Here is an 18389-nt window from a genome sequence, read left to right on the forward strand (position 1 = left end):
GGGGATGCCAGAGCTGGCCGACAAGGTGATTCGGGACGTGTTCAAGCCGTTTGATGCACTTGTACGTTGACAGTGCAAACCAAAGAAAACGCCATTCCTGTTTCGAATCAAGAGCCACTATAGGACGAGGCCTGCGCAGGGCTGCTCCGCACAGGCCATCCCTGGCCTGGCTGCGCACGGCCCGCATCCCTGCGGCCCGCCCTCCGGGGCTTCAGGGCGTTTTCGCGAGTTCGCTGCGGCGCCAAGCTCTTCACGGCAACGGCAACGGCAACGGCAACGGCAACGCCGGATGCAGCGTCGTTGTTCCTGGGTAGGAGCGGCGCAAGCCGCGACCACGGGACGCGCAAAGCCCTCAAGGCTTACGCCAACGATCGAAGCCCGGACCCATCGCCTGTAGGAGCGGCGTCCCACAGGGATTTCCTTCGGTCATGAGCCGCGACCGTCGCAGCGACGATCGACGCGATATCTGCCAAGATCGGGCCGACGCGTTGTTTTCCGCTGATCGAGCTAGGCTTGTCCGGTCTTCGGAACGAACGCTTGCAGGCACCGCTGCGGCGGTCGCGGCTTGCGCCGCTCCTACAAGGGCACCATCACGATGCAATCCACCGGGCAGGCCGGTACGCATAGCTCGCAGCCGGTGCATAGCGGCTCGATCACCGTGTGCATGTGCTTGGACGCGCCGACGATGGCGTCCACCGGGCAGGCCTGGATGCATTTGGTGCAGCCGATGCAATCGGCTTCGACCACCAGCGCCACGATCGGCGGCTTGTGTTCGCCGCGGCTGCGGTCGTAGGGCCGCGCGGGCACGCCGAGCAAACGCGCCAGCGCCCGCGCGCCGGCGTCGCCGCCGGGCGGGCAATGGTCGACCCCGGCCTCGCCGCGCGCCATCGCTTCCGCATACGGCCGGCAACCGGCGTAGCCGCATTGCCCGCATTGGGTTTGCGGCAGCAACCGGTCCAGCCGTTCGGCCAGCTCCGGGATTCGCGATTCGTGATTGGAGATGGGCATGAGCTTGTCCAGCGCAGCGTCGCAACGCGCTTTTACGAATCCCGAATCCCCAAACCCGACTCCCCAGCCCCGGCTCAACGCACCGGCATGCCCGGCAGCGCGCCGCCGTCGGCGTCGAGCAGGAACAAGTCGCCGCCGTCGAAGCCGGCCGAGAGGATCATGCCCTCGCTGAGGCCGAAGCGCATCTTGCGCGGGGCGAGGTTGGCGATGAACACCACGCTGCGTCCGACCAGCTTGTCCGGCTCGGCGTAGGAGCCGCGGATGCCGGAGAAGATCTGGCGCTGGCCGAGATCGCCGGCGTCGAGCTGGAAGCGCAGCAGCTTGTCGGAGCCTTCGACGAACTCGCAGGCCAGCACCTTGCCCACGCGCAGGTCGAGCTTGGCGAAGTCGTCGATGGCGACGGTCGCGCCGGCTTCGCTCTTGGTGGCGGCCGGTGCGGCGGCGGCCTGCGGCGCCGGCTTCGCGGCGGCGGGCTCGGTCTTGGCGGCGGGGGCGAGGGATTCCTTGCTGGCTTCGATCATGGTGTCAATCAACTTGGTATCGATACGGACGAACAGCGGCGCGTAGGCGCCGATGGTGTGGGCGAGCAGCGGCGCGTGCAGGTCCTGCCAGCGCGCCACCGGCGCGGCCAGGAAGGCTTCGGTCTGCGCGGCCACCCGCGGCAGCGCCGGCTTGAGCGCGCCGGCGAGCACCCGGAACAGGTTCAGGCCCTGGCTGCACACCGCCTGCAATTGAGCCTCCATGCCGTCCTGCTTGGCCAGCACCCAGGGCTTGTGCTCGTCGATGTACTTGTTGGCCTCGTCGGCCAGGGCCATGGTCAGGCGCAGCGCGGTCGCGGCCTCGTTGCGCTCGTAGGCCTGGGCGATCGGCCCCAACTGGGCGACGAAGCGCTGGTACATGGCCGGGTCGGGCAGGGCGTCGGCCAGGCGGCCGTCGAAGCGCTTTTCGATGAAGCCGGCGCAGCGGCTGGCGAGGTTGACGAACTTGCCGACCACGTCGGAGTTCACCCGGGCGACGAAGTCGGCCAGGTTGAGGTCGATATCCTCCACCCCGCCGCTGGTCTTGGTGGCGAAGTAGTAGCGCAGCGCTTCCGGATCCAGGCCGACGTCGAGGTAGGTGCGGGCCTGGATGAAGGTGCCGCGCGACTTCGACATCTTTTCGCTGTTGACCATCAGATAGCCGTTGACGTGCAGCCGGGTCGGCGCGCGGAAGCCGGCGCCGTGCAGCACCGCCGGCCAGAACAGGCCGTGGAAGGTGACGATGTCCTTGCCGATGAAATGGTGCAGCTCGACGCCGCTGTCGCGCGCCAGGTAGGACCAGAAATCCAGGCCTTCGCGTTCGCACAGGGCCTGGAAGCTGCTCAGGTAGCCGATCGGCGCGTCCAGCCAGACGTACAGGAACTTGCCCGGGTGGCCGGGGATCTCGAAGCCGAAGTAGGGCGCGTCGCGGGAGATGTCCCAGGCGCGCAGGCCGCCTTCCGCGTCCAGCCACTCCGACAGCTTGGCCTTGATCCCGGGCGTGGCGACGTCGCCGGCCAGCCACTGGCGCAGGAAGGCCTCGAAATGGCCGACCTCGAAGAAGAAGTGCTCGGACTCGCGCAGTTCCGGGGTCGCGCCGCTGACCACCGAGCGCGGTTCCTTGAGCTCGGTCGGGGCATAGGTGGCGCCGCAGTTCTCGCAGTTGTCGCCGTACTGGTCCGCGGCGCCGCAGTTCGGGCAGATGCCCTTGACGTAGCGGTCGGGCAGGAACATGCCCTTGACCGGGTCGTACAACTGCTCGACCGAGCGCCGGGAGATGTGGCCGTTGTTGTCCAGCCGCGCGTAGAAGCCTTCGGTCAGGCTGCGGTTGCGCGCCGAATGGGTCGAGTCGTAGTGATCGAAGTGCACGCCGAAGTCGCGGAAATCGCGCTCGTGGCGGACCTGGATCTGGGCGATGTAGGCCTCCGGCGTCTGCCCGGCCTTTTCCGCGCCGAGCATGATCGGAGTGCCGTGGGTGTCGTCGGCGCAGACGTAATGCACCGTGTTCCCGCTCATCCGCTGCGCGCGCACCCAGATGTCGGCCTGCATGTACCCGACCAGGTGGCCGAGGTGCAGGTCGCCGTTGGCGTAGGGCAGGGCGTTGGAGACGAGGATTTCGCGGGACATGGGCGGGGTGGGCGTGGACGGTCGTGAATTATGGCATGGGCCCGGGGACGGCCCGGGAGCGGATGGCGAAGCCAGACCTTCGACCGTCGCCGACAGGCCAAACGCGTGATCGCGGCCTGCGTGCAAAGACAAACCCGATCAAGGTCGGGACACTCTCGAACGGAAACCCGGCCAAGGCCGGAACACTCTCGAACGGAAACCCGGTCAAGGCCGGAACACTCTCTAATGGAAACCCGGCCAAGGCCGGAACTCTCTAATGGAAACCCGGCCAAGGCCGGGTTTCGCCCACCCCCAAAAAAAGAGAAACCCGGCCGGGGCCGGGCTTCCGTAGACGACGGGCCGGCCGGCTTTACTCGTGGCGCATCCAGGTCTGGGTGCGGCCGAGCAGCGAGAAGCCCATGAAGCCGCGCACGTCCAGCTTCTTGCCGCCGTCGGTCGGGGTCACCTTGACCGAATAGACCTTGCCGGTGGCCGGGTCGAGGATCTGGCCGCCTTCCCAGGTGCCGCCCTTCTTGCGGATGCCCCACAGGATCACCATGCCCTTGACCGGCTTGTTCTTGCGATCGCCGGAGCACTTGTCGCAGACCGGGTTGGGACCGCGGTCGGACTGCAGGACTTCGGCCACGCGGCCGGCCAGGCTGCCGTCCTTGGCTTCGTAGATTTCGACCACCGACTTGGGCTTCTGGGTCTTGTCGTCGATCGTGGTCCATTGGCCGACCGGAGTCTGGGCGAAAGCCGCGGCGGGCAGGGCGAGCAACAGCAGAGCGAGCAGTTTGGTACGCATGAGTCCCCTCCCAGGGATGGAGCGTGGAAACGGTTCGGCCGTACGGTGGGGCGACGGTTGCGACCTTTATACCGCATCCGTCGGCGTACGGAAGGCGATGGCGGGCGCCGTTCAGCTCGCCGTCGCAGGCAGAAAAAAGCCCGGCCGGAGCCGGGCTGGAAGCGGCTGCGGGCCCGGCGCGCGGCCGGGCCCGCGAAGGGCGGATCAGTGGAACCGGTACTCGAACTGGGCCGAGATTTCGCGGCCGATCGGGCTGTACGCCGAGTAGAAGTACGGATAGCTGTCGTAGCCGTCGTCGCTGGGGTGGAACTTGTTGAACACGTTGTTGACGAACACCGTGACCTTGGCCTTGTCGGTGATCTGCTTGCCCAGGTTGAGGTTCCACAAGAAGTACGGGGCGATGCGGCCGGTTTCCTGCCAGTTCGGCAGGCTGCCGTAGCGGGTCATGAACACCGTGGCGTTCCAGTCGTTCTTCTGCCAGTTGACCGAACCGCGCACCCGGCTGCGGAAGTCGAAGTTGCCCGGATCGTCGCGCCAGTCGCGCTCGACCGGGTCGGTCGCCAGCAGCTGGCGTTCGTGCTTGAGGGTGTGGGTCCAGCCCAGCTCCCAACGGTAGTCGCCCCAGCGCTGCGTGCTGAAGCGCCAGTTCAGCGCCGCGTCCAGGCCGGCGACATGGCGCAGGGACTGGTTGACCGGGCCGCTGCGCACGCCGGTGACGCGATCGGTGGGCTCGCCCGGCGCCGCGCTGCGGGTCACGCGGCTGACGATTTCCTGGCAGAACGCCGAATCGGCGGCGAATTGGAACGGCTGGCGGGTGCGGGTCAGACCGGTGCGGCAGCCGCCCTCGTTGTCGAGGATGTAGGTGCTGCTGAGCGTGGTGACCGCGTCGTCGAGCTTGATGTCGTAGTAGTCGACCGACATCGACAGGCCGTCGGTGATGTCCCACACCAGGCCCGCGCCCCAGGACTCGCCGGTTTCCTCGGTCAGCGTCGGCTCGCCCTTGCTGGTGGCGAACACCGAGTAGTTGTACACGGTGCCGGTGCAGGAGGACGCGGCCAGGTTGGCGTTGAGGCAGCGGTAGGTGTCGAGCACGGTGCTGAAGCTGCCGCTGCCCTCGTTGAACACGAAGTGCATGTCCGGCGCCTTGAAGCTGGTCGAGTAGTTGCCGCGCAGCAGCAGGCTCTCGATCGGGCGCCATTCCAGGCCGTAGCCCCAGGTCTTGGCGTCGTCGACGGCGGTGACGTCGTCGTACTTGTCGAAGCGGCCGGCCAGGCTGGCCTTCAGCGACGGCAGGATCGGAATGCTGAACTCCAGGCCGGCGGCGTAGCGGTCGCGGTCGCCGCCGCCGTTGGTGCCGGTCAGGCCGTAGGTCTCGACCACCGTCGGCAGGATGCTGCGCGGCGAATTGAGCTCGTAGCCCTGCTGGGTGAAGTCGACCACCGCGGCGAAGCCCAGCGGGCCGGCCGGCAGTTCGAACAGATCGCCGGACAGGGTCGCGCTGCCCTGGGTGACCCAGGACTCGGCCTCGTACTTCAGCGTGGTCGACATCGCCCGGTACTGGGCCGGGGTCAGCGGGGTGTAGAGGCGGTCGAGGTTGATCCGGTAGCGCGGCGTGCCGGTGGTGTTCAGGCGCGGGCCGAAGAACCAGTCGGTCACCGCCGAGCCGTCCAGGCGCGGGCGGGTGCGGTCGGCGCGGTACTCGGCCCGGCCCAGGGTCACGTCCCAGTCGAAGCGGTCGGCGAGGGTGCCGCGCAGGCCGACCGCGACATCGAGCGACTTCTCGGTGAAGCGCTGGTACATCGCGTCGAAGCCGCCGTACTCCTGCGGGGTCAGCACGCGCTGCATGTTGAGGTTGGCGTTGAAGCCGGTGTCGAACCAGGTGGTGACGCGGCCGCTGCCGTCGATGTGCGGGCCGCTGATCGCCTCGGTGCCGCCGGAGAGCTTGGACTTGGAGTGGTAGCCCTGCAGGCTGGTCCAGGCCTGGAGGCCGTTGCCGAAGGTGTAGGTGCCGTACAGATAGCCCGACCAGTCGCTGTTGCCGTTGGCGATGGTCTGGTAGCCGACGTCGCCCCAGGAACCGCAGGCGGGGCCGAGGTTGGTCACCGCACGGGTGCCGGCGACCACGGTGCGGTAGTTGAAACGCACGAACTCGCCGTCGAAACGATCGCAGACGCCGGCCGGCGGGGCGATGTAGGAGTTGGCGGCATTGCCCGGGCGGTTGAGCCGGATCGCCGCGGTGGGCTGGTTGTTGCCCAGTTCCGGGGTCGGGCGCGGGTTGTCGTCGGTGGAATCCATGAAGTCGCGCTGGAACGCGAACACCGGCTCGTCGGCGAAATACTCCAGGGCGTAGGTGACGCTCCAGTTGTCGCCGGAGCGGCCGCCGACCCACTGCACGTTGCCGAAGTCGCCGCCGCCGGTGGTCGAGGTTCCGCCGCGCACGGTCAGCTTGTCGCCGTCGAAATTGGTCTTCAGCACCACATTGATCACGCCGGCGACGGCGTCGGAGCCGTAGATCGCCGAAGCGCCGCCGGACAGGATTTCGATCCGGTCCACCGCGGCCGAGGGAATGTTGCCGAAATTCTGGAAGTTGCTCTGGCCGTTGTACGGGAACGGATAGTCCGCGGCGCGGCGGCCGTTGATCAGCAGCAGGGTGCGGCCCGGGCCGAGGCCGCGCAGGTTGACCGGGCTGCCGTTGGGCGTGAAGCCGCCGGCCGAGTTGAGTTCGTTCTGTACCGTGCCGCCGTTCTGGGTCAGCGTGGACAGCGCATCGAACACGGTGACGAAGCCTTCGCGCTGGATCTGTGCCGAGCTGATCACGGTGACCGGCGAGGGCCCTTCGATCTGGGTGCGCTTGATGCGCGAACCGGTGACGACGACGCCGGCGACGTCGGTGGGCTTGTCGGAACCGCCGGCGCTGGCCGCGGCCGGTTCCTGGGCGAACGCGGCGCCGGCGGCGCCGAAGAGCATCACGGACGCAACCGCCCGCGACAGCCTGCTGCGACGCAGGCCGTGGTGATTGGACGACATCTGGTGAATCCCCCGAAGCGAAGCGAAAGTTGAACAGACTTGTGTGCCGACCTTGGCAGTTCCCCGTTCCTTCGCTGTCAAAATTAACATGCAATTAACCAATATGTCATCAGAACGCAATTCTGCGGTGGATAAGCGTTTTTCATGACTACAAGCGCTTGATTTATCAGAGATTTCGGGAATTAAAACGGCGGCGTTGGTTAGCGGCCGGCTGCGCGACCGGGGCCCGCCTCCCGCGTTCGGGCGCTCTATCCGCGGTTTCGTCGCGAGAAAAGCCTACTTTCGGTTGCGCTTTCGGTTGAGCGATCCGGCCGCCGGCGGCGGCGCGGAGGGTGCGCGTAAGGATGTGTCCTGGGCCCCATGTAGGAGCGGCGCCCCACGGGGATTTCCTTCGGTCATAAGCCGCGAGCGCGATCTCACCCGTTCGCTGCGTCTTTGTCCTGCGCCCCTGTAGGAGCGGCGTGAGCCGCGACCGCGCCGCTACGGTCTCGCGCTGTCTGTCGTTCGAAGGCTTCTAAAGCTTCTAGAGCGCCAAAGCTCCAAAGCTCCAAAGCAAAGCTTCCGTCCGCAAGCGGCCGGGTCACTTTCTTTGTCCAAGGCGACAAAGTCCCGCGGGATTTCCTTCGGTCAAAAGTAACCAAAGAAAACGCCACTACTGTTTCGGATCAAAAGCCACTATGCGACGAGGCTTGCGCAGGGCTGCTCCGCACAGGCCATCCCTGGCCTGGCTGCGCACGGCCCGCATCCCTGCGGGCCGCCCTTCCGGGCTTCAGGGGCTTCTCGCTAGTTCGGTGCGGCGCCAAGCTCTTTCCGGCAACGGCAACGGCAACGGCAACGGCAACGGCAACGGCAACGGCAACAACAACAACAACAACAACAACGGCAACGGCAACGGCAAGCACGCCGGCGATCGGGGTTGCTTGGCTGCCTCGGGCAGCGCCGCTGCGAGCGGCGATCGCGTTGGCCGCTGCCGGTCGTGGAGGGCGGACAAAGAAAAAGCCCGGCGCGAGGCCGGGCTTTTCTTGTTGCGGTTCGAAGGCCTTGCGGCGATCAGAACTTGTAGGTCGCGCCCACGTACACGTAGCGGCCGATGTTGTCGTAGTTCGAGTTGATCGCGGTTTCGCCGAAGTAGTTCAGCGGCGGATCCTTGTCGAACACGTTGTCGGCGCCGATGTACAGGTCCAGCCCGGTGTTCGGCAGCTTATAGCCGACCTGCATGTTGTGGTAGGTGTACGAACCGTTGCGGATCGGCGAGACCTGGCCCGGGTTGCTCTGGTAGCTCCACGGCTCGACGCGCAGGTTGCCGTCGATGTAGCGCATGTCCCAGCTCGCGCGCCACTGGCCCAGCTTGTAGCTGGCGTTGAGCGAAGCGCGCCAGCGCGGATCGCTGACGTAGTTCAGGTATTCGCGGTACTCGTTCGGGAACGCCTGGAACGCCCACTCGCGCGAGGAGATCAGGCGCGTGCCGACGAAGCGCAGCGAGCTCTGGCCGCCGAACAGCTCGAAGCGGTAGTCGGCTTCGATGTCCACGCCGGTGCGGCGCGAACGGGCCAGGTTCTCGTTGAGCGCGGTCCAGTTGTAGATCGAGCCGGCCGGGAAGGTGCGGCCCTGCGGGTCGACGTAGCCGCCCGCCGGAGCGCGCAGGATCGCCGCGCAGAAGTCGTTGCCGATGCCGCCGGGCGAATCGACGCAGCGGGTCGCCAGGGTTTCGGCGGTGACCGCGCCGATCGCGTCCTTCAGGTTGACCCGCCAGTAGTCCACCGACAGACCGAAGCCTTCGATGAACTCCGGCTGCCAGACGAAGCCGTAGGAGAACGAACGCGCCTCTTCGACGTTCAGGTCCGGGTTGCCGCCGCTGACGCCCGGGCGATTGCCGCCGTAGGTGTCGACGAAGTTGCCCGGCAGGCCCAGCGCGGCGCAGTTCTGCGCGCGCAGCGCCGGATTGGCGGCGGTGTTGACCGAGTTGGTGCGGCCCGGACGGGTGTCACAGGGGTCGTTGATGGTGGCGAAGTTCTGGGTCTGCGGGTTGAACAGCTCGCCGATGTTCGGCGCGCGCACCGCCTGGGCCAGGCTGGCGCGGACGCGGAACGAGTCGTTGATCGCCCAATCCAGGCCGACGTTCCAGGTCTTGGTCTCGCCGACCGTGCTGTAGTCGGAGTAACGGCCGGCCAGGTCCATGCTCAGGCGCTGCACGCCCGGCAGGTCCGCCAGCAGCGGGATGGTGGTTTCGGCGAAGACTTCCTTGACGCTGTACTCGCCCTTGCGGTTCGGGATCGCGTTGAGGAAGGTCAGGCCCTGGGCGGCCAGCGGATCGGTGTTCTCCTCGCTGGTCTCCTTGCGCCATTCCACGCCGGCGGCGAAGCCGACGCCGCCGGCCGGCAGCTCGAACAGCGCGCTGTTGGCGACCGAGGCGCTGAACACCTTCTGGGTCAGCTTGGTGCGGTTGACCGCATCGTAGTTGAACCAGTCGGCCGCCTGCGGGTTGACCGCGCCGTTGCCGAAGATGCTGAACGGCACGCAGCCCTGACGCGACAGGTCGAGGTAGCGCACGCCGGTGTTCGGGTTGATCGCGTTCGGGTCGATCGAGGTGCGGCAGACCAGATTGCCCGAGCCGTCGCGCACCACGTCCATGCCGGCCTGCCAGCGGTCGTTGATGCGGTTGTTGAGGTTGAGGCGGTCGATCTCGGTCTTGCCGTAGTTGGCCGAGACTTCGTACGACCAGTTCTCGCTCAGGTAGCCTTCCAGGCCGGCCACGAAGCGCTGGGTTTCGCGCTCGACGTTCTCGCCGCGACGGCCCGCGTCGACGTTGAAGCGCGAGACCTGCAGCATGCGGTTGCGGTCGGTCAGGCTGTTGAGGCCGTTGGCGTCCATCAGCGCGGCCAACTGCGGCGACAGGTAGGCGTTGTCGCGGCGGATGCGCAGCGGCTGGTCGAAGCTCGGCTGGGCCAGGAACTCGGACTCGGTCTTGGTGTACTTGCCTTCGAAGAAGAACTTGTGGTTCTCGTTGATGTCGAAGTTCAGCATCGTGTTGATGCTGTAGCGGTCGAAGCCCGGCTGCAGGTCGGCGACGCTGTTGAGGTCGACGAAGTCGCAGTTGACGCAGGTGTTGGCGCCATCGCGCGGACCGTCGTAACGGGTGCGGCGGAAGCTGCCGTCTTCGTTGAACTGGTAGCGCACGCCGCCGGCGTTGAAGGTGCCGCCGTAGGAGATGCTGGAGTTGCCGCCCGGACCCATGAACACGCGCTGCGGGTTGCTCTGGCTGGACGGCAGGTTCGGGTTGTAGTTCGGGTTCGGCATGCTGAGCAGGAACTCGCGCCCGATCGAGCGATCGTTGCGGCCGAAGTTGTCCTGCTTGCTGTACTCGGCCGAGTACACGATGCTGCCGCGGCCTTCGGCGAAGGTGTTGCCGCCGGTGACGCTGACGAACGAACGGCTGAAGTCGCCTTCGCTGGCGTCGCCGGTCTGGGCGCGCACTTCGTAGCCGTCGAAGGACTTCTTCATGATGAAGTTGACCACGCCGGCGACGGCGTCGGCGCCGTACACGGCCGAGGCGCCGCCGGTGATGACTTCGACGCGCTCGATCAGTTCGACCGGGATGGTGTTGACGTCGACCGCGGTCGAGCCGGACAGGCCGCCGACATGGCGGCGGCCGTTGACCAGCACCAGGGTGCGGGCGGTGCCCATGCCGCGCAGGTCGAGCAGGCCCAGGCCGGCGGTGCCGATCGAACGGGTCGAGTTGCCGAGGGTGTAGGTCGCCGACAGCTGCGGCAGGGTGGTCATGAGATCGGCGATGGTGACCGCGCCGGTGGAGCGGATCTCTTCCGAGCTGATGCCGACCACCGGGGACGGGGTGACGAAGCCGATGCGCTTGATGCGCGAGCCGGTCACGGTGACCGCGTCGATATCGGTCGGAGCGGCCGAGCCTTCGGCGGCCGGAGCCGGATCGGCGGCGTAACCCGCGCCGCTGACGGAGATCAGCATCGCGCTGACCAGTGCTGCCGTCAGCCTGCTGCGTTGCAGGCCGAGCGTGTTGCGAACTGCCATTGTGTTTCCCCCAAAACGTGAAGAGCGAAGTACGACTTCCGGTGGCCGTCCTGGCAATTAACAATCCTTTGACAAACCTGAAATTAACACGGCCGAAACATTTGCCGTTTTGCGTCCGGCGCCCCTTGGCTTTGCCGAAAACAAACGCTCAACTGGTTGATCGTGCTGGATTATCTAGCTGAATAGGGGGCAAGGGCATGCCGCTTCGGGGCAAAGTTCCTGAAAAATGAATGCGATAGCGGTCACGTCGGTTTCGCCGACCCGGTTGTTGCCCTGCAATTTGCGATGGCGTCCGGCCTGGCCGGGCCGGCCCGCGCGGCCGCGGCGCCGGGGCGGTCGCGACGCGGGACGCTGCCCCGGCCCAGGCCTTACCATGTGCGCGGCCGCCGAGCGGCCGGTCCCACTCACAGAGCCCCCATGCGCAAACACATCCCACGCCCGGCTGGACGGCCGGCATGAGCGAGACCTTGCAGGCCGCGATCGCGGCGCTTCCCATCCCCGACACCGACCTGCGCCTGGGCGATAGCGGGGCGCGGATCCGCGCCGGTGCCGCCGACGGCCGGGTCGCGGTGGCCATTTCCGCTGGCTTCCCCCTGGCCGGCCTGCGCGCCGGGCTGGAGCGCTCGATCGGCGAGCTGCTGGCGGCGCAGTCGCTGAGCCTGGCCAGCCTGGAACTGAACTCGCGCGTCGTCGCCCACGCGGTGCAGCCGAACCTGGCGCCCTTGCCGAACGTGCGCAACCTGATCGCGGTCGGTTCGGGCAAGGGCGGGGTCGGCAAATCGACCACCGCGGTCAACCTGGCCCTGGCCCTGGCCGCCGACGGCGCCCGGGTCGGCGTGCTCGACGCCGACATCTACGGCCCCAGCGTGCCGACCATGCTCGGCGTGCACGGCAAGCCCGACAGCCCGGACGGCAAGCACATCGAGCCCTTGCGCGCGCACGGCGTGGAGGCGATGTCGATCGGCCCGCTGGTCGAGCAGGACACGCCGATGATCTGGCGCGGCCCGATGGCGACTTCGGCCCTGACCACCTTGCTCAACGACACCCAGTGGAGCGAGCTGGACTACCTGATCGTCGATCTGCCGCCCGGCACCGGCGACATCCAGCTGACCCTGTCGCAGAAGATCCCGGTCGCCGGCGCGGTGATCGTGACCACGCCGCAGGAGGTCGCCACCTTGGACGCGCGCAAGGCGTTGCGGATGTTCGAGAAGGTCCAGGTGCCGGTATTGGGCCTGATCGAAAACATGGCCGTGCATGTGTGCAGCCACTGCGGCCACGCCGAGCACCTGTTCGGCGAAGGCGGCGGCGCGCGCATGGCCGCGCAGTACGGCGTGCCGCTGCTGGGCAGCCTGCCGCTGGAACTGGCGATCCGCGAGCAGGGCGACGCCGGCGTGCCGCTGGTCGCGGCGCAGCCCGATTCGGCGGCGGCGCGCGCCTACCGCGGCGCGGCGCGACGGCTGGCGGTGGCGCTGGCGCAGCGCCCGCGCACCACGCCGTCGATCTCGGCCTCGCTGCTGGACTGAGCCCGGCGGCGCCGCTTCAACCCCTACAATCGGCAGCCAGGCTGCCCCTACTGGAACACCGCATGAGCATCAAGTCCGACCGTTGGATCCGCCGCATGTCCGAGCAGCACGGCATGATCGAGCCGTTCGAGCCCGGCCAGGTCAAGCACGCCGCCGACGGCCAGCGCATCGTCAGCTACGGCACGTCCAGCTACGGCTACGACGTGCGCTGCTCGCGCGAGTTCAAGGTGTTCACCAACATCAACTCGACCATCGTCGACCCCAAGCATTTCGATCCGGGCAGCTTCGTCGACATCGAGAACGACGTCTGCATCATCCCGCCGAACTCGTTCGCCCTGGCGCGCACGGTCGAGTACTTCCGCATTCCGCGCGATGTGCTGGTGGTCTGCCTGGGCAAGAGCACCTATGCGCGCTGCGGCATCATCGTCAACGTGACCCCGCTGGAGCCGGAGTGGGAAGGCCACGTGACCCTGGAATTCAGCAACACCACGCCGCTGCCGGCGCGGATCTACGCCAACGAGGGCGTGGCGCAGATGCTGTTCTTCCAGTCCGACGAAATCTGCGAGACCTCCTACAAGGACCGCGGCGGCAAGTACCAGGGCCAGACCGGCGTGACCCTGCCGCGCACCTGAGCCGCCGCCGCGACGCCGCCCCGCCACGGCCCGGAGCCCGCTCCGGGCCGTTTGCGTTTGCGCGCGCGGCCGCATGGCGTCCGCGCGCCGACCGAGCCGGTCGCTGTCGCGAGCGCCTCGCCGCCCCCCCCCCCCGGACCGAACCAGTGCCGCCCGTTGAAAGCCGCCTTTGAAATCCCCCCTTCGAAAAAGGGGGTAGGGGGAGTTGCTCTGGCTCTGGATTTAGGCGTCGACGAACCCAGGACCGGATCGATTCGAATGCGCAGCCGAGCGGCTTGTCCTGGCGCATTCGCGCCGCCGGTCGCGGACCGGCGGCAATCGTCGCGGCACGATGTGTCGTAAGTCACGTTGCCCTGCTATCGTGCCGCCTGGATTTTCGTGGCGTCGCGGCAGGGGGCCGACGAACGCCCATTACCTGCAAGGAGAGAAGAATGGACCCTCAGAACCCCTATCAGAGCCCGCAGTCGTCGCTGGTCGAGCCGCAGTACGGCGAAGAGCAGCTGGCCGATCGCGGCATCCGCCTGGTCGCGGCGATCATCGACGGCGTGATCATGCTGGTGCTGCTGTTGCCGCTGATGTTCTTCGGCGGCTACTTCGAACAGGCCATGAGCGCGGCCCAGGCCGGTCAGCAGACCTTCGGCCTGCAGTTCCTGTGGGGGCTGATCGGCGTGATCCTGTTCTTCGTGATCCAGGCCTATCCGCTCAACCAGAGCGGCCAGACCTGGGGCAAGAAGGTCATGAAGATCAAGATCGTCGACATGGACGGCCTGCAGCCGAGCCTGGCCGAACTGCTCGGCAAGCGCTACCTGTTCTCGCAGGGCATCGGCCTGATTCCCTGCCTGGGCGCGATCGTCCAACTGGTCGACGTGCTGATGATCTTCCGCGACGACCGTCGCTGCCTGCACGACCAGATCGCCGGCACCAAGGTCGTGGTCGCGCGCTGATTCCGCCCGCACCGCGTCGCCTTCCGACGCGCCGATGCCCCAGGCATCGGCGCGTTTTTCGTTTCTGGCGCCGCTCCTGCCCCCGGGTTGCGCGGCTCCGATCGACGACGGCGCTAGGGGCGGTCTGCGCGTCCCTGGCGCGGCTCATGACCGGAGGAAATCCCGTGGACGCCGCTCCTGCAGGCGATGGCGCCGCAACTCAGGGTTTCTGATAGGTGACGAAAAAGCCCTGCAGGTCGCCGTTTTCGATATAGGGCTCGACGCTGACCACGTCGTAGCCGCGGGTGGTGAAGGCCTGGTGCGCGCGGCTCAGCGCGTTGGCGGCGCCCTGGTTGCGGAAGCCCCAACTGGCGTCGACCCACAGGGTCACCGCGCGCAGGTTCTTGCCGACCGCTTCCTGCGCGACCTGGTCGGGGTTCTTGTCGAACAGGCCGGCCTGGGCCGGGGCGAGCGTGGACAGGGCGAGAACGAAAGCGAGCAACAGGCGGGGCATGGGCGTCTCCGGGGCGAGAGGAAGGCGTCGGACTCAGTGCTCGGCGCCGCCGGCGAGGCGGCGGTCGACGCGAGTGTCGAGCGCGGTGCGCAGCGCCATGCGCAGGCCCGCGGCGACGGTCTCGATCGCCAGGCTCGGCGCGCCGGGATGGTGCGCGGCCTGGGCGGGAGCATACGGAACATGGATGAAGCCGCCTCGAACGCCGGCGCGCCCGCGCAGCGCGTGCATCAGCCCGTAGAACACGTGGTTGCACACGTAGGTGCCGGCGGTCTGCGAGATCTCGGCGGGGATCCCGGCCGCGAGCAGGGCCGCGCGCATGGCCTTGATCGGCAGGTCGCTGAAGTACGCGGCCGGGCCGCCCTCGACGATCGGCCGGTCGATCGGTTGGGCGCCGAGGTTGTCGGCGATGCGCGCGTCGTCGATGTTGATCGCAACCCGTTCCAGCGCCAGCTGGGCGCGTCCGCCGGCCTGGCCGACGCACAGCACCAACGCCGGCGCGGCCTCCTCGATCGCCGCGCGCAGGGCCTGCAGCGAGGCGCCGAACGCGACCGGCAGGCAGCGCGCGACCACGCGATGACCGGACAGGACTTCGCCGTCGAGCCGGCGCACCGCGTCCCAACTGGGGTTTTCGCTTTCGCCGCCGAACGGCGCGAAGCCGGTCAGCAGCACGCAGGGCAGCTCGGTCACCGGAAGGCGATCCAGTACATCAGCAACACGTTGCAGCCCAACAGGATCAATCCGGTCGGCCATTGCGCGCGGATCACCCCGTACGGGTCCTTGAGTTCGAGCAGGGCCGCGGGCACCAGGTTGTAATTGGCCGCCATCGGCGTCAGCAAGGTGCCGCAATAGCCCGACAGCATGCCGATCGCGGCCAGCGAAGCGGCATCGGCGCCGTGCTGGCGCACCAGCAGGGGCAGGGCGATGCCGGCGGTCATGACCGGGAACGCGGCGAAGGCGTTGCCCATGATCACGGTGAACAAGGCCATGCCGACCGCATAGGCGACCACCACCGCAAAGGCGTTCTCGACCGGGATCACCGCGCGCACCACGCCGGCCACCGCCTGGCCGACCCCGCCGGCCTCGAACACGCTGCCCAACGTCGCCAGCAACAACGGCAACAGCGCCGCCCAGCCGATCGCGTCGACCAGCCGGCGCGATTGCTCGATGCCGCTCCATGGCGTCTGCCGGGTCAGCCGGCAGGCGGCGATCAGGCCGGCCACGCAGGCCAGCGCCAGCGCGATCAGGGTCAGGTTGGCGGGGTCCAGCAGCGGCGTCCGACCGATGCGCACGTGCTTGAGTCCGAGCGCGCCGACCAGGGTCACCGCCGGGATCAGCAGCGCCGGCCAGAACAGGCGATTGCCCAGCCGCTGCGCCTCGGCCTGTTTGTAGCCGGCGTCGGTCTCGGCGTAGGCGCCCTTGCCGAGCGCGCCGAACCCGGCCAGGACCGCCAGCGCGACCACGCAGGCGCCGACCGCGCGCACCGGCAAATGCTCGGCGGCGACCATCAGCACGGCGATCAGGCCCCAGAACGCCGCCGTCCCCCAGCGCCGCGGGTTGCAGCGGTCGCGCGCGCCGCGCAGGGCCAGCGCGGCGAAATAGGCGCCCATCAGCCAGTAGACGAAGTCCAGGGTGACCAGGCCGCCGCCGTCGTTGTGCGGAATCATGCCGGCGGCGCTCCCGATGCGGCGGACGCCGCGGGCGCAGCGGCGGCGCGCTCGCGCGCCAGCCGGCGCTCGAAGCGCAGGATGCGCACGACGTGGATGGCGAAGGCGCAGATCGCGGTCGGGATGCCCCACAAGGCGATCCGCAGCGGATCCAGCTCGAGTCCGTGTTCGGCGAAGAAGCTCTGGATCAGCAGCACCGCGCCGAAGGCGATGAAGATGTCCTCGCCAAAGAACAGCCCGACGTTGTCGGTGCCGGCGGCCATCGCCCGGATCCGTTCGCGCTGCTCCGGTTCGAGCGCGCCAAGGCGGCTTTCGGCGGCGCCTTCGGCCATCGGCGCGAGCAGCGGGCGCACGGTCTGCGGATGGCCGCCCAGGCTGGTCAGCCCGATCGCCGAGGCGAGCTGGCGCATCAGCAGATAGGCGATCAACAGCCGGCCCAGGGTCGCGCCGCGCAGGCGCGCGATCCAGCGTTGCGCATGCTCCTTGAGGCCGTGGCGTTCGAGCAGGCCGATCACCGGCAGGGTCAGCAGGAACAGCAGCAGGAAGCGTTTCTCGGCGAAGGCCTTGCCGATCACGTCGAGCACGTCCAGCGGCGACAAGCCCGCGCTGAGTCCGGTGACGAAGCCGGCGGCGACCACGACCAGGGCCGGGTTCAAGCGCAGCACGAAACCCAGGACCACGGCGGCGACGCCGAGCAGGGGCCAATAACTCATTGCATCACCTCGCAGGGAGCGGCAGCGGGGGCGGTGGGGCGGAGCGGGTTGAGCGGAAGCGGGGGCGTCGGCCGGAGCGCATGCGGCTCAGGCCAGCGCCCGGATGGCGACGCCATCGGCGAGCAGGGCCTCGCGCACCGCGCGGGCGAAGGCCGGCGCGTCGGCGCGGTCGCCGTGCAGGCACAGGGTGTCGGCGCGCAAGCGCAGCGGGCCGTCGGCGGTGTCGACTTCGCCGTCGATCACCAAGCGCCGGACCTGGGCGATCGCCTGCGGCAGGGATTCGATCACCGCGCCGGGCTGGCCGCGCGGCAGCAGGCGGCCGTTGCCGGCGTAGCCGCGTTCGGCGAACACCTCGTGCGCGGCGCGCAGGCCGGCGCGCTGCGCGGCGTCGGTGAGCTGCGACTGGGCCAGGCCGTAGACGATCAGTTGCGGATCGAAGGCGGCGACGGCGGCGACGATGGCTTCGGCGACGACGCGATCGTCGGCGGCGAGGTTGTACAGCGCGCCGTGCGGTTTGACGTGGGTCAGGCGCACGCCCTCGTCGGCGGCGACGGCGCCGAGCCGGGCCAGTTGGCCGAGCATCAGCAGGCCGATTTCGTCGCGGTCCAGCGATAGGGTGCGGCGGCCGAAATGCTCAGGGTCTTGGTAGCCCGGATGGGCGCCGGCGGCGACGCCGTGCTCGCGGCACAGGCGCAGGGTCGCGCGCATGCTCGCCTCGTCGCCGGCGTGGCCGCCGCAGGCGATATTGGCCGAGCTGACGTAGGGCAGGATCGCCGCATCGTCGCCGCAGCCTTCGCCGAGGTCGCAATTGAAATCGATGCGGTACTGCATGGCCTTGTGCGGCGTGCGGTGCGCGACTAGTTGCGCTTGAACAGCAGGCCCAGGCCGACTGCGATCAGGATCGCCGGCCACCAGGTCAGCAGGAGCTTGGTCAGGCTGAGGTTGGTGAAGCCGAGGTTGTTGAGCAGGAACAGCGTGCCGATGACGATCAGGATCAGGGCGCCGACGACATGGGATTTCATTGCTGCGGTCTCGTACTGGGGCGGGGCGCCGGGCCCGGGGACGGAATGAGTCTAGACGGGTTGGCGAAGTCGACCAAGAGGGCGCGGCGGATCGCGGGATGCAGGCCGCAGATCGGTCGGGCGCGAGGAGTCTTGCGATGGCTTGGATCGCGTCTGTTGCGGCGCAGCATCGGGATCGACATCGGCGCCGGACACCGTTGCGGCCGGAAATTGCTTGCTGCGACATCAGCCCCGTCTTAACGATGGGGCTGACGCCTTTACGGGGCGGCATCGTGGAGTGATGGCTGCAGGGGATCGGCGTTTTGGGAGGCAAGAGCAAATCCCCCCTGGCCCCCCTTTTTCACAGGGGGGAACTGTTACCTGCTTGTTCTCGGTGCGGCGGCGCTTGGAG

At 68.1% G+C, this 18389-nt stretch carries 14 protein-coding genes; 3 read left to right on the forward strand and 11 right to left on the reverse strand.

The window, feature by feature from the left end:
- Positions 1-576: 576 nt before the first annotated feature.
- The 5 genes from rnfB to AC3A57_RS07980 form a co-directional block, all read right to left on the reverse strand.
- Positions 577-1008, reverse strand: coding sequence for an Rnf electron transport complex subunit RnfB (rnfB, locus tag AC3A57_RS07960; protein ID WP_487578418.1), 432 nt, complete (start codon positions 1006-1008; stop codon positions 577-579).
- Between the two features lie 74 nt (positions 1009-1082).
- Positions 1083-3152 carry a methionine--tRNA ligase gene (gene metG / locus AC3A57_RS07965; protein ID WP_487578419.1) on the reverse strand — a complete coding sequence of 690 codons (2070 nt, stop codon included), beginning with the start codon at positions 3150-3152 and terminating at the stop codon, positions 1083-1085.
- A gap of 349 nt (positions 3153-3501) precedes the next feature.
- Complete coding sequence (locus AC3A57_RS07970; protein WP_487578420.1) at positions 3502-3936, reverse strand: DUF2147 domain-containing protein; 435 nt, start codon at positions 3934-3936, stop codon at positions 3502-3504.
- A 204-nt stretch (positions 3937-4140) separates the two neighbouring features.
- Entirely contained in the window at positions 4141-6903 is a 2763-nt protein-coding gene (locus AC3A57_RS07975; protein ID WP_487578421.1) for a TonB-dependent receptor plug domain-containing protein, read from the reverse strand.
- 1110 nt (positions 6904-8013) lie between these two features.
- Entirely contained in the window at positions 8014-11007 is a 2994-nt protein-coding gene (locus AC3A57_RS07980; RefSeq protein WP_487578422.1) for a TonB-dependent receptor plug domain-containing protein, read from the reverse strand.
- 455 nt (positions 11008-11462) lie between these two features.
- Here AC3A57_RS07980 and apbC point away from each other — a divergent pair, with 455 nt between their 5' ends.
- From apbC to AC3A57_RS07995, 3 genes are all read left to right on the forward strand, one after another.
- Complete coding sequence (gene apbC, locus AC3A57_RS07985) at positions 11463-12530, forward strand: iron-sulfur cluster carrier protein ApbC (RefSeq protein ID WP_487578423.1); 1068 nt, start codon at positions 11463-11465, stop codon at positions 12528-12530.
- Positions 12531-12592: 62 nt separating this feature from the next.
- Complete coding sequence (dcd, locus tag AC3A57_RS07990) at positions 12593-13162, forward strand: dCTP deaminase (RefSeq protein ID WP_221673099.1); 570 nt, start codon at positions 12593-12595, stop codon at positions 13160-13162.
- 431 nt (positions 13163-13593) lie between these two features.
- Positions 13594-14106 carry an RDD family protein gene (locus AC3A57_RS07995; RefSeq protein WP_487578424.1) on the forward strand — a complete coding sequence of 171 codons (513 nt, stop codon included), beginning with the start codon at positions 13594-13596 and terminating at the stop codon, positions 14104-14106.
- Positions 14107-14305: 199 nt separating this feature from the next.
- Here the strand turns inward: AC3A57_RS07995 and AC3A57_RS08000 are convergent, their stop codons facing one another.
- The 6 genes from AC3A57_RS08000 to AC3A57_RS08025 all read right to left on the reverse strand — a co-directional run bounded on the left by AC3A57_RS08000 (position 14306) and on the right by AC3A57_RS08025 (position 17998).
- A complete protein-coding gene (locus AC3A57_RS08000; protein WP_487578425.1) occupies positions 14306-14599 on the reverse strand; it encodes a hypothetical protein in 294 nt (97 codons plus the stop codon).
- A gap of 33 nt (positions 14600-14632) precedes the next feature.
- The gene (gene pcp, locus AC3A57_RS08005) at positions 14633-15286 is read right to left on the reverse strand and encodes a pyroglutamyl-peptidase I (RefSeq protein ID WP_487578426.1); all 654 of its coding nucleotides are present in this window, start codon (positions 15284-15286) and stop codon (positions 14633-14635) included.
- Entirely contained in the window at positions 15283-16263 is a 981-nt protein-coding gene (locus AC3A57_RS08010) for a DUF979 domain-containing protein (RefSeq protein WP_487578427.1), read from the reverse strand. Before AC3A57_RS08010 ends, pcp begins: the two co-directional genes overlap by 4 nt.
- Positions 16260-16976: a DUF969 domain-containing protein gene (locus AC3A57_RS08015; protein ID WP_487578428.1), complete on the reverse strand. Its 717-nt coding sequence runs from the start codon at positions 16974-16976 to the stop codon at positions 16260-16262. The genes AC3A57_RS08010 and AC3A57_RS08015 overlap by 4 nt, the downstream gene beginning before the upstream one ends.
- An 87-nt stretch (positions 16977-17063) precedes the next feature.
- Positions 17064-17807, reverse strand: a complete 744-nt coding sequence (locus AC3A57_RS08020) for a LamB/YcsF family protein (RefSeq protein WP_487578429.1) — start codon at positions 17805-17807, stop codon at positions 17064-17066.
- A gap of 26 nt (positions 17808-17833) precedes the next feature.
- A complete protein-coding gene (locus AC3A57_RS08025; RefSeq protein WP_087960695.1) occupies positions 17834-17998 on the reverse strand; it encodes a LiaI-LiaF-like domain-containing protein in 165 nt (54 codons plus the stop codon).
- Between the last annotated feature and the right edge of the window lie 391 nt (positions 17999-18389).

The sequence above is a fragment of the Lysobacter sp. Soil_C_15 genome (genome assembly GCF_057657315.1).

Bases quoted from the DNA above. Each gene is read 5' to 3' on its own strand.
- AC3A57_RS08025 (WP_087960695.1), bottom strand. From the start codon at position 17,998: ATGAAATCCCATGTCGTCGGCGCCCTGATCCTGATCGTCATCGGCACG.
- dcd (WP_221673099.1), top strand. From the start codon at position 12,593: ATGAGCATCAAGTCCGACCGTTGGATCCGCCGCATGTCCGAGCAGCAC.
- AC3A57_RS08015 (WP_487578428.1), bottom strand. From the start codon at position 16,976: ATGAGTTATTGGCCCCTGCTCGGCGTCGCCGCCGTGGTCCTGGGTTTC.
- AC3A57_RS07975 (WP_487578421.1), bottom strand. From the start codon at position 6,903: ATGCTCTTCGGCGCCGCCGGCGCCGCGTTCGCCCAGGAACCGGCCGCG.
- AC3A57_RS07970 (WP_487578420.1), bottom strand. From the start codon at position 3,936: ATGCGTACCAAACTGCTCGCTCTGCTGTTGCTCGCCCTGCCCGCCGCG.
- AC3A57_RS07980 (WP_487578422.1), bottom strand. From the start codon at position 11,007: ATGGCAGTTCGCAACACGCTCGGCCTGCAACGCAGCAGGCTGACGGCA.
- AC3A57_RS08000 (WP_487578425.1), bottom strand. From the start codon at position 14,599: ATGCCCCGCCTGTTGCTCGCTTTCGTTCTCGCCCTGTCCACGCTCGCC.
- AC3A57_RS08010 (WP_487578427.1), bottom strand. From the start codon at position 16,263: ATGATTCCGCACAACGACGGCGGCGGCCTGGTCACCCTGGACTTCGTC.
- apbC (WP_487578423.1), top strand. From the start codon at position 11,463: ATGAGCGAGACCTTGCAGGCCGCGATCGCGGCGCTTCCCATCCCCGAC.
- AC3A57_RS08020 (WP_487578429.1), bottom strand. From the start codon at position 17,807: ATGCAGTACCGCATCGATTTCAATTGCGACCTCGGCGAAGGCTGCGGC.
- metG (WP_487578419.1), bottom strand. From the start codon at position 3,152: ATGTCCCGCGAAATCCTCGTCTCCAACGCCCTGCCCTACGCCAACGGC.
- rnfB (WP_487578418.1), bottom strand. From the start codon at position 1,008: ATGCCCATCTCCAATCACGAATCGCGAATCCCGGAGCTGGCCGAACGG.
- AC3A57_RS07995 (WP_487578424.1), top strand. From the start codon at position 13,594: ATGGACCCTCAGAACCCCTATCAGAGCCCGCAGTCGTCGCTGGTCGAG.